The sequence below is a fragment of the Enterococcus sp. VV15 genome, assembly GCF_005236045.1.
Classification (GTDB): Bacteria; Bacillota; Bacilli; order Lactobacillales; family Enterococcaceae; genus Enterococcus_B; species Enterococcus_B durans.
This window is the reverse complement of record NZ_QPTY01000079.1, coordinates 1-2,988: the sequence shown is the minus strand read 5'-3', so window position 1 is coordinate 2,988 and position 2,988 is coordinate 1. Positions and strand designations below refer to the sequence as shown.

Annotated in this window: 2 protein-coding genes; both read right to left on the bottom strand. The window is 24.3% G+C overall.

Features of this window, described 5'->3' with window-relative positions; genetic code table 11:
* Positions 1-97: 97 nt before the first annotated feature.
* Positions 98-1,438, bottom strand: coding sequence for a hypothetical protein (locus DVW83_RS14440; protein WP_104660093.1), 1,341 nt, complete (start codon positions 1,436-1,438; stop codon positions 98-100).
* Positions 1,439-1,501: 63 nt separating this feature from the next.
* Positions 1,502-2,836, bottom strand: a complete 1,335-nt coding sequence (locus DVW83_RS14435) for a hypothetical protein (RefSeq protein ID WP_104660094.1) — start codon at positions 2,834-2,836, stop codon at positions 1,502-1,504.
* Between the last annotated feature and the right edge of the window lie 152 nt (positions 2,837-2,988).

Sequence of the window (2,988 nt, the reverse complement as noted above, 5' to 3'; positions counted from 1 at the left end):
GAAAATATATTAAGTTTGATCAATGAGAGACCGGTAAAACATTGTATAGTATTTTACACAGGATTATGGACTTGACTGAAAATGCTATTGGTTATATTTATCGATCTATATATTTTAAACTATGCTTAAACTTTTTTTGTTTATTTTTTTTTACTTTATTTATTTCTTTTTTTAATGAATCAATATTCTTGGGTACTATAGGCATTCTATTTAATGATCGCTTAATAGAGTGAATATTACTAATATTCATACTAATAATATCAGCATGAATATTAGTATAATCTAATTTTGGAATATACAAATCTTGTTTTTTATAGAAATTATTTGTTAGATACATTTGTAATTTTTTTGCTAGTGGATGATTAATTCTACAATGTTTAAGATAAGAATAAGTATTGAAGATATCTTCCATAATTTCTTTAGTTATAGAAATATCAAATTTTAAAGTTTCCAATCTATCTAGTAATATAGCAATTAATGACAAATATATTTCTTTAGTTGAATTTATATGTGGCAATTTATAGGTATACAAATATTTAGCTTGAATGCCTTTAAAAGAAAGCGAATGCTTTATTTTAGATACTTCACATTCTTTTTCTTCTCCTAATGCAATTTTTAAAGCAATATCTAATTCTTTAATTAGGCAATTTCCTACAAGATTTTGATATGTGCTAACAATTTCTCCATAATATTCATTTATTGCTAATTTTTTGATTTTTGAAAAAAAATTTTCTGAGAAATCTGATTCCATAGTATTTGAATCAGATTTCTGCATTTTTATTTTATTTAATAATTCATTAATTTGTTTTCTAATATCTACAGTACCCAAGCAAAGAACTGTAGATAGTTTTTTTACAGATTCTTTAGGTACAATATAGTAGTAATTAATAATATCTCTTTTATTACGTTGGATAGGATGAGGATCCATAGTTATTGGTTTAAAATTATTTCTTAATGAATAGAATTGATTAGCCTTATCAAAAAATTCTAACTGAATAAAATTATTTTTATTTTGTATTCTACAACTAATTTCATGGAATTGCCAATCTTCAATAGAAAAATCATAATAAGCTACTGTTATTGGTAGTATTAAAAAGCTCTCTTTTGTATTAGGAATTAAATTTTTAATTTCAAAAGGTAACAGCTCTGGTACAATTGAAGCATTTATACTATTTTCTAACGAAACTTTTAGTAATTCTATATTTTGAGATTTAAAATCATTTATGTTTAGGTCCAAATAATCTTTATATAAAGAAATTAATTCTATGTTAGGCTTATAGGATTCCATTTTTGATAAAGAAATTCTGTTATCCATTAGATTGAGTAATTGTAAAATTATTTGCATAGAAAAAAAAGCATATTCTTCGTCATTAATGAATGCTGTTCTTTTAGATTTTGCCCATTGTACTAGATGGGTATAGTACTCTTCTTGATTCATATTTATCCCTCATCTTATTATAGAAATATAATTTTTGTTATTTTAAATGAATTTATATATTTTTTACCGGTTCCTATAATTGAATGTAATACTTTCTTTCCATTTTTTTCTTTTATAAAAAGGTTGTTTTTTTATTTCTGCGTTTAAATCATCTAGACTTTTAGGAGTATAATATCCGTGTATTAATGCATTTCTTATACTTTTTATATAGTCTAAATTGATATTAGAACTATCTATAGGAAGATTTGTTCTTTGGATTTTTGAAATAACTAAATTAGAACTACTGTATAGTTGATTTGTTAATTTAGTTTGTAATGTTTTTTTAAACGGACTATCTTGACGACAATTCTTTAAATATTTATAAGTGTTAAATATTTCTATGAGGTTTGTTTGATACTCATCTTTCACAAAGTTTAGAGATTCTAAACGGTCCATCAGAATAGCAATTAAAGAAGCATAAATAGTACTAGTAGATTTAATATTAGGTAATTTATATTCTGAAAGGGAAGTATAAGAATTTAGCCTATCCATAGATAGGGGGGACAAATAACTACTAGTCTGTATTTTACCTAATGCTACTTTTAGTGTGGCATCTAATTCCTTTGAGAAACAATTTCCTAAAGCTTGGTAACTACTAATTTTATTTCCATAATGTTCTTTGCTTGATATAGTACTTAATTTAGTAAAGAAATAATCTATTATATTTGAATTAGAAAAATTAGGTAATTCGTGTGTGAAAGGTACTAATAAAACACGTTCTTTTTGTGTTTTTAAATTACTAATTCCTAATGATAATAAATCAGAAAGCTCTGGAATTTTGTCTAGTGAAACAAAATAATGATAATCAGTAATTATTTTTGGCGGAGTATTTTCATGTTTTTGGGACCAAACATAGTCTGCTTTTTTGACACGAGAAGGTATAAATAAACCAGATTTGTCAATAATCTCTACTTCAATCTGATCTGATCTTTTTCTTATAATGGAACCTACTTCATGACTAATCCATTCATTTTTCGATGAGTCATATTGAAATACACTTAATGGTATTACTAAAAAACTATCTTCTTCATTTGTAATTAAATTCTGTATTTCATCTTGTAATAATCTAGGTTCTAAGGTACTATATATGCTATTTTCTAATGATTTTTTTAAAATTAAACTATTTCTATTTTTAAAATCAGATTCATGTAGTGTTATATAGTCTTTGTAAAGAGATATTAATTCAACATTGAATTTATAATGCACTAAATCTTGATGTCCCCAAGAATTATCTTTTAAATTTAGTATTTGTAGCATCATATCAGTCATTATTGAGGCATAATCATTGGAGTTTAAGAAATCTTTTCGTTTTGTCTGTGCAAGTAATTTTAAAGTTTGGTAAGTTTTTTCTGAATTCAAAATTAAAAACCCTTTCTAATTAACTTAAATAAAAAAATAGGATATTTATATTTCAATAATTATAAAAGAAATAGAGATAAAGTCCATATAATTGTGTAAAAGATAAAAGGCCATGTAACAGCCCTTTTACGGTACAATGTTTTTAACCACAA

Coding starts and splice junctions, on each gene's coding strand:
- DVW83_RS14440 (WP_104660093.1), bottom strand. CDS start 1,438: ATGAATCAAGAAGAGTACTATACCCATCTAGTACAATGGGCAAAATCT.